We start from the raw sequence: 8007 nt of genomic DNA on the forward strand, positions 1-8007 counted from the left end.
CGCGGCAACCCAACACGCGAGCGGATGCCGCGGCGTCGCCCTGCGCCACCGCTCAGCCGGCGGCGGCGATCACCTCGAGCACAGCGGGGCCGTAGGTCTCGCGCTTTTTCGCCCCGATGCCGGTGATGCCGTCGAGCGCCTCGAGCGACGTCGGCCGATGCTCGGCAAGCGCGCGCAGCGTGGCATCCGCGAACACGACGTATGCGGGCTTGCCCTGCCGGCCCGCCTCCTCCGCGCGCCACGCGCGCAGCGCCTCGAACAGCGGCACGTCTCCCTCAGAAATCGCTCCCTGAGACTGTCGAAAGGATGCCGCGGCCTTCCGCGCGCGGCCACTCCCCGCCGCGCGCAGCACGTCGCGCCGCAACGGCACCTCGCGCTCGCCGCGGAGCACCGCGCCCGCGTCGGGCCCGAGCGCCAGCACGCCGTAGGCGCCCTGCGCCTGCAGCAGGCCCATGGCCAGCAGTTGCCGGGCGACGCCACGCCAGTCGGCCTCCGACAGCTCGTCGCCGATGCCGAACGTCTTCAGCTCGTCGTGCCGCTGCTGGCGCACGCGCTCGGTGGCGTTGCCGCGCAGGATGTCGATGAGCTGGCCCGCCCCGAACGACTGGCCCCGCTCGCGCCGCAGCCGCACGATCGTCGACATCAGCTTCTGCGCGGCGACCGTGCCGTCCCACGTGTCGGGGGGCTCGAGGCACGTGTCGCAGTTGCCGCAGGGCGCGGAGTCCTGCCCGAAGTACGAGAGCAGGTTCTGCCGGCGGCATCCCACCGTCTCGCACAGCGCGAGCATCGCGTCGAGGTGCTGCCCGAGCCGCATGGTGAACTCGCGGTCGCCGGGGCTCTGCTCGATGAGCCGGCGCTGCTGCACGACGTCGCCGAGCCCGTACGCGAGCCACGCCACGGCCGGCTCGCCGTCGCGGCCGGCGCGGCCGGTCTCTTGGTAGTAGCCCTCGACTGACTTCGGCAGGTCGACGTGCGCGACGAAGCGCACGTCGGGCTTGTCGATGCCCATGCCGAACGCGATCGTCGCCACCATGACCACGCCCTCGTCGCGCAGGAAGCGGGACTGGTTGGCCGCGCGCGTCTCGGCCGGCAGGCCCGCGTGGTACGGCAGCGCGTCGACGCCCTGCGCGCGCAGGAACTCGGCGGTCTGCTCGACGGACTTGCGGCTCAGCGCGTAGACGATGCCGGCCACCGGCTCCTGAGCCTGTCGAAGGGCCGACTGCGCGCGGATGAACGCGAGCAGCTGGCGGCGCACATCGGCCTTCGGCTCGATGCGGTACTGGATGTTGGGGCGATCAAAGCTCGCGACGAAGTGCTTCGCCGTCGGCAGCCGCAGGCGCTCGGTGAGCTCGCGGTGCGTCGCCCGCGTCGCCGTGGCGGTGAGCGCCATGCGCGGCACGCCCGGGAACCGCTCGCCGAGGTCGCCCAGCGCCAGGTAGTCGGGCCGGAAGTCGTGGCCCCACTGGCTCACACAGTGGGCCTCGTCGATCGCGATGACGCTGAGCCGCCCGCGCTGCAGCAGCTGGGTGGTCTGCGGCGCCGACAGGCGCTCGGGCGCGACGTAGAGAAGGTCGAGGCCGCCGTCGAGGAAGGTACGCTCCACAGCGGCGCGCTCGCCGGGCAGCTGCGTCGAGTTGAGGTACGCGGCGCGCACGCCGTTGGCCACGAGCGCGTCGACCTGGTCGTGCATGAGCGCGATGAGGGGGCTCACGACCAGTCCCGTCCCCGGCCGCACGAGCGCGGGCAGTTGGTATGTGATGCTCTTGCCGCCGCCCGTCGGCATCAGCACGACGGCGTCGCCGCCGGCGACCACGTGCTCGACGATCTCTGCCTGGTCGCCGCGGAAGGCGTCGTACCCGAACACCTCGCGCAAGACGTCGAGAGGGTCGGCGCCGGTGAAGTCGCGGGAGGGGAGGGATGCCTCCGGCCCCTGAGCGCGCCCCGGCCCCTGAGCCTGTCCCGGCCCCTGAGCGCGCCCCGGCCCCCGAGCTTGTCCCGGCCCCTGAGCTTGTCGAAGGGCCGGCATCCACTCGTCGTCGGGCGGGGGCGCGAACTCGTCGTCGGGCGGCGGCTCGTCGGGCTCCCACTCGAGCCCGTCGTACGGGTCGGCGTCGGGTGGGGAGCTCACCCGATCACCCTAAAGGGTTGGCCAGACACCGCTCAGCCGTTGTCCACCGCGGAGGCGAGGTCGGCGCGCGCGCGAAGCCATCGTCCACGTTCACCTGCGCTGCAGAAACCCACACCCGCGCGAGAAACCCACACCCGCGCCACATACCCGCACCCGCGCCACTTCCCTGAAGCCGGCCCCGGCCCGCGCTACAGAAACCCGCACACGCGCGTGCGACTCGCAGGCGCGACTGCGGGTTTCTGGCGCGCGAAGGTCGGGCGTCTGAGCAGACTCGACGTGGAGCCCGAGAGCGCCGCGCCGCCGCGCGACTACGCTGTTCGGGTGGCCACCCGCACCGTCCTGTCGACTCGCGTGCTGCTCGTGTGCGCCGCGATCGGGGTGGCGACCGGGCTGCTCTCGGCGGTGGCCGGATGGCTGAGCGTGCCGCTGTGGGCGCTCTACCCGCTCGCGGTGCTCTACGGGCTCGTGCTCGGCGTGCACGTCGTGCCCGGCATCATCGCGCAAGAACTGCTGCGACTGCCGTGGGTCGCCCTGATCACGCACGTCGTCGCCGCGCTCGTGGCCACCGCGTTCTCGCCGCAATGGGCGATGCGCTATCTCGGCGTGGCGGTGCTGATCGGCGGACTGCAGGAGGGCATCGCCGCCCTCACCCGCTACCGCGTGTGGAAGTGGTGGCGGTTCATGGTCTCGGGCGTGGTCGTCGGGCTCGTGCTCGCGGGCATCATGTGGCTCGTCTTCGACCTCGCGCGCTTCGAGACGTGGGCGCAGGTCGCGTTCGTCGCGGTGCTGTTCGTCGGGCCGATCGCGTGGACCGGTGTCGCGCTCGCCATCGGCGCGGGCCTGCGACGGGCGGGCGTCGCGCGCGGCGGACGCTGATGCCCTCCCCCCTTCTGAGAGTCGAGCGGCTGGCGATCACGCACGAGGGGGCGGATGCGGCAACGCCCCGCTCCGTCACCTTCTCGGTCGCCCCCGGCGAGGTCGTGCTCGTGCTGGGGCCGAGCGGCTCGGGCAAGTCGACGCTCGCGCTCGCGCTGAACGGGCTCATCCCGCACGCCGTGCCCGCGCGGGTCGAGGGCGTTGTCGAGGTCGCCGGGCACGCGGCATCCGACGCCTCCGTCGCCGAGCTCAGCACGCGGGTGGGGATGGTGTTCCAAGACCCCGACGCGCAGCTGGTGACAGGGACGGTGCTCGACGAGGTCGCGTTCGGAGTCGAGAACCTGCGACTGCCCGCCTTCGACGTGATGCGCCGCGTCGAGGGCGCGCTGCGCCGGGTCGGACTGTGGGAGCGCCGCGGCGACAACCCCGACCGGCTTTCCGGCGGTGGGCGGCAGCGGCTCGCGATCGCGTGCGCGCTGGCGATCCAGTCGCCGCTGCTCGTGCTCGACGAGCCCACCGCGAACCTCGACCCGGCCGGCATCGAGGAGGTCTACACCGCCCTCGCCGACCTCGTCGCGACCGGCGATCACGCGATCGTGCTCGTCGAGCACAACCTCGACGCCGCGATCGGGTTCGTCGATCGCGTGGTCGTCTTGGACGGCGAGGGATGCCTCGTGGCCGACGGGCCGGTCGACTCGGTGCTGCGCGAGCGCGCGGACGAGCTGCACGGGCTCGGGGTGTGGCTGCCGGTGTCGACGCTCGCGGCGCTGCGCTTGCGGGGCGCCGGGTACGCGCTCGATCCGCTGCCGCTGACTCCGGCGGAGCTGCGCGCCGCGCTGGAGGCGAGCACGCCGCCGCCCGCGGCGGCCGAAGGTCGGAGCATCTCGCCAATGTCGGAGGATTCCCGCGAAATCCTCCGACATCCGCACGATTCTCCGACGTTCGAAGCGGGCACCCCGGTCGTTGAGCGACCGAGCGCACCCCAACCCCCGCTCAACGACCAGGGGCACGACCGAGGCGCGGCAGAGCTCGCCGTCACGGTGCGGGCGCTCACCGTGAGCCGCGGGCGCGACGAGGTGCTGCACGGAGTCGACCTCGACGCTCGCCGCGGGGAGTTCCTCGCCGTCGTCGGCGCAAACGGCGCGGGCAAGACGACGCTCGTGCAGGCGATCGCCGGGGTCGTGCCTCCTCCGCGCGGCCGGGTGCTCGTCGACGGCATCGACCCCGGCCGGGCGCCGGCGCGCGAGCTGGCCCGTCACGTCGGGTTCGTCTTCCAGAACCCCGAGCACCAGTTCGTCGCCCACACGGTGTTCGACGAGCTGGCGCACGGGCTCCGGCTGCGACGCGTGCCCGACGCCGACGTGCGCCAGCGGGTCGGCGACGTGCTCGCCCGGTTCGGACTGAGCGGCAAGGGCGACAGCCATCCCTTCCTCCTCTCCGGCGGGCAGAAGCGGCGGCTCTCGGTGGGCACGGCGCTGGTGGCCGGCGCTCCCGTGCTCGTGCTCGACGAGCCGACGTTCGGGCAAGACCGCGAGCGCGCCGACGAGTTGCTCGGCCTGCTCGACGAGCTGCACCGCGACGGCACCACCGTGATCGTGGTCACGCACGACATGCAGCTGGTCGCCGAGCACGCCACGCACACCGCCGTCGTGTCGGACGGACGCGTCGTCGCCCACGGCCCGACGGAGGCCGTGCTGGCCGACCGGGCGCTGCTGGAGTCGGCGGGACTGCGCACGCCTCCGCTCGCGAGTGCGCTGGCGGGGGTGCCCGGGTTCGACGGGATCGTGCGCGTGCGCGACCTGCCGCCCGCCGCGGCGCCCGTTGGCCCCGCCCGCGGTGCGGAACGTCGGAGCATCGCCTCGTTGTCGGAGGATTCGCGCAACATCCTCCGACATTCGCGCGACTCTCCGACATCGCCGCCCGTCAGTCGACCGCATCGCACGGCGTTCGACCCGTACGCGGCGGGCGCGGCGCCATCCACCCTGCGGTTCCTGCACCGGCTCAACCCGCTCGCCAAACTCGCCGCGGTCGCGCCGGCGATCGTGCTGCTCTCGTTCACGCGCGACCCCGGCACGCCGATCGCGTTGCTCGTGCTCGCGTACGCGACCCTGCTGGTCGGGGCGAGGCTGAGCGGGCGCATGGTCGCGCTGCTGGCCCTCGGCATCCCGATCGCGGTCGCCGTGCTCGCGTTCGGCCTCGCCCTGTGGACGGATGCGTCGCGCGTCGACCAGTCCGTCGTGGTGTGGCAGATCGGGGCGTGGACGATGCACGGCGGGGCCCTGCAGGCGGGGCTCGCGACGGCGTTGCGGCTCGGCGCGATCCTCGCGCTGTCGCTGATCCCGGGCCTCACGACGACCGGGCCTGACCTCGTGCGCTCGTTCGTGCAGCAGCTGCGCGTGCCGTACCGGGTCGGGTACACCGCTCTCGCGGCCTTCCGCTTCGTGCCGCGATTCGGCGCCGAGCTCGAGGTGATCCGCGCCGCCCACCGCGTGCGCGGGGCGCACGGCGGGCGTGGCCCTGTCGCCGCGGTCGCGCGCTGGGGCGGGTACGCCGTGCCGCTGCTGGCAGGGGCGATCCGGCACGCGGAGCGCGTGGCGCTGGCGATGGATGCCCGTGCGTTCGGCGCGCACCCGACGCGCACTGAGCGCTACCCCGTGCCGTTCCGCGCGCGCGATGTCGTGTTCGTCGTGCTGTTCTGGGCGGTCACGGCCGTGCTCGTCTGGGCGACGCTCCGCTGAGCCCGCGCGCCCTGGCCACGGGCGAACCCGGTCAGCGCTTGCCGGCGAGCTGGCGACCCACGATCTCGCGCATGATCTCGTTCGTGCCGCCGTAGATGCGGTGCACGCGAGCGTCGAGGAATGCGCGCGCGATCGGGTACTCCGTCATGTACCCGTACCCGCCGTGCAGCTGCACGCAGGCGTCGAGCACCTCCCACTCGCGCTCGGTCGCCCAGAACTTGACCTTCGCCGCCTCCTCCGGGGTCAGCCGGCCGTCCTTGTACGCCCGCAGCGCCCGGTCGATGTACGCCCACAGCGCGTCGACGGTTGCGGCGGCGCCGGCCAGCTGGAAGCGCGAGTTCTGGAAGTCGATGATCCGCTCGCCGAACGCCTCGCGGTCCTTCGCGTACGCGATCGTCCAGTCCAGCCCCGCCTGTGCGGCGGCCGCCGCGGCCACCCCGATCGACAGGCGCTCGAGCGGCAGGTTCATCATGAGCTGCACGAAGCCCTGGCCCTCGACCCCGCCGATCAGGTTCTCGTCGGGCACGAACACGTCGCTGAACGACAGCTCGGCGGTGTCGTGGCCGTGGAAGCCCATCTTGTGCAGAGTCTTGCCGTGGTCGAAGCCGTCGGCGCCGCTCTCGACGATCAGCAGCGAGAACGCGTCGGCCCGGTCGCCCTCGCCGGTCTTGACGAACGTGACCACCATGTCGGCGGTCTTGCCGCTGGAGATGAAGGTCTTGGCGCCGTTGACGAGGTAGCCGCCGTCGACCTTCTTCGCGGTGGTGCGGATGCCGCGCAGGTCGCTGCCGGCCCCGGGCTCGGTCATCCCAAGCGCCCCGAGGATCTCCCCGGTCGCCATGCCGGGCAGCCACTTCTGCTTCTGCTCCGCCGTGCCCATGTGCACGAGGTAGGGCACCGCGAGGTCGTCCTGGATGCCGAGCGCGCCGGCGAGCGAGCCCGCGCCGACGGCGATCGTCTCCTCGCTCACGACCGTGCGGAAGCGGTAGTCCTGCAGCATCCCGGCTCCGCCGAGCTCTTCGGGCACCGACAGCCCCAGGATGCCGGCCTCGCCCGCGGCGCGCATCGTCGCGCGGTCGATCTCGCCCGCGGCATCCCACCTCTCGCGCGCCTCGTTCGTGACGTGGCGCTTGCAGAAGTCTCTGACCAGATCTCGGAACGCCTCGTGGTCGTCGTCGTAGATGTCGCGTTCCATGCTGGGCTCCTCGTCGAGACGGCGGGGATGCGGTGAGACGGCATCCCTTCCGTCAGGATACCGAGTGCCACCCGGAGCGCGGCCGGGTCAGTCGCCGTAGCTCGGGGCGGGAGACAGGCCCCAGAACTCCTCGAGCGTGTGGAAGCCGCCCTTGTGGTACGCCTTCGCGAGCTGCTTGCCGATGTAGCGGATGTGCCACGGCTCCGGGCTGTAGCCGGTCGTCTTGGTCTGGCCCTTCTCGTAGCGCACGATGAACCCGTAGCGCCACGCGTTGTCGGCGAGCCACTCGCCCTGCGGCGTGTCGCCGAGGTGCTCGATGCTGCTGCACGCGGCATCGCACGCGACGAGGTCGGCGGCCAGGCCGGACTGGTGCTCGCTGTAGCCGGGGCGCGCGCTCACCTTGTCGGCCTCGGTTCGGCCGAGCGCGCTCACCTGGCTGCGATACTGCCGCCGCTGGTCGGCGAACGACCGGTAGCCGCTCGTGATGGCGAGCTCGCCGGCGCCGGCGGCGCTCGCGCCGTCGACGAGCGCGGTGAGGGCCGCGCCGGCATCCTTTCGGAGGATCCCCGCGTTCAGGACGCGGATGCCGCTGACCCGCGCCAAATCGTCCGGCTCGTACCGCCGCGGGGTGTAGGGATTCGCCTTGTCGACGACGACCCAGATCCGCGTCGGGTCGTCGAGCCGCACGCACGGGGCCTTGCCCGCGGCGACCGCGGCGCGCATCTTCGCAGCTCCGCCGAACGCGGCGATGACCGCGCGGTCATTGTGCTTCTTGAGCGCTTTGACGATCTTCGGCCGCGCGCACAGCGGAACGGTCAGCGTGCCCGCGGCATCCGACGAAGAGAGGGTGGATATCGCGTCCGACGACTCTTCGCCGACCACCTCGACCTTGATCTCCGGGAGCGCCGAGGGAGCCACCACTGCGGCCTCCACCGGCTGCGGCTCGGGCGCGCCGGCGACCGCGCTGGTGACCGCCACAGTCGCGGCGAGCACGGCCGCCGCAACCCCCGTCAGCGCGCCGATCCGCGCGCCCGTTCGCGGCCGCGCGGCGTGCTGGGCGAGCGGTTCGC

Annotated in this window: 5 protein-coding genes and 1 pseudogene; 3 read left to right on the plus strand and 3 right to left on the minus strand. The window is 72.9% G+C overall.

The features are described 5' to 3' along the window. Positions 1 to 52: 52 nt before the first annotated feature. Complete coding sequence (gene recQ, locus QM611_RS11055; RefSeq protein WP_415079975.1) at positions 53 to 2026, minus strand: DNA helicase RecQ; 1974 nt, start codon at positions 2024 to 2026, stop codon at positions 53 to 55. Positions 2027 to 2449: 423 nt separating this feature from the next. Between recQ and QM611_RS11060 the strand changes: the two genes are divergently transcribed. The 3 genes and pseudogenes from QM611_RS11060 to QM611_RS11070 all read left to right on the plus strand — a co-directional run bounded on the left by QM611_RS11060 (position 2450) and on the right by QM611_RS11070 (position 5742). Further along, entirely contained in the window at positions 2450 to 3004 is a 555-nt protein-coding gene (locus QM611_RS11060; protein WP_415079972.1) for an ECF transporter S component, read from the plus strand. After that, positions 3004 to 4821, plus strand: a pseudogene (locus QM611_RS11065) (ABC transporter ATP-binding protein); the annotation flags it as partial. The gene QM611_RS11060 and the pseudogene QM611_RS11065, both read left to right, overlap by 1 nt. A 165-nt stretch (positions 4822 to 4986) precedes the next feature. Next, entirely contained in the window at positions 4987 to 5742 is a 756-nt protein-coding gene (locus QM611_RS11070) for an energy-coupling factor transporter transmembrane component T family protein (RefSeq protein ID WP_415079976.1), read from the plus strand. Positions 5743 to 5773: 31 nt separating this feature from the next. Here the strand turns inward: QM611_RS11070 and QM611_RS11075 are convergent, their stop codons facing one another. Together QM611_RS11075 and QM611_RS11080 are read right to left on the minus strand one after the other, a co-directional pair. Then, positions 5774 to 6937, minus strand: coding sequence for an acyl-CoA dehydrogenase family protein (locus QM611_RS11075; protein ID WP_415079973.1), 1164 nt, complete (start codon positions 6935 to 6937; stop codon positions 5774 to 5776). Positions 6938 to 7024: 87 nt separating this feature from the next. Continuing rightward, the coding region (locus tag QM611_RS11080) for a M15 family metallopeptidase (protein ID WP_415079974.1) at positions 7025 to 8007 on the minus strand (983 nt) is incomplete at its 5' end.

This window comes from Microbacterium sp. (genome assembly GCF_047606685.1).
Lineage (GTDB): Bacteria > Actinomycetota > Actinomycetes > Actinomycetales > Microbacteriaceae > Microbacterium.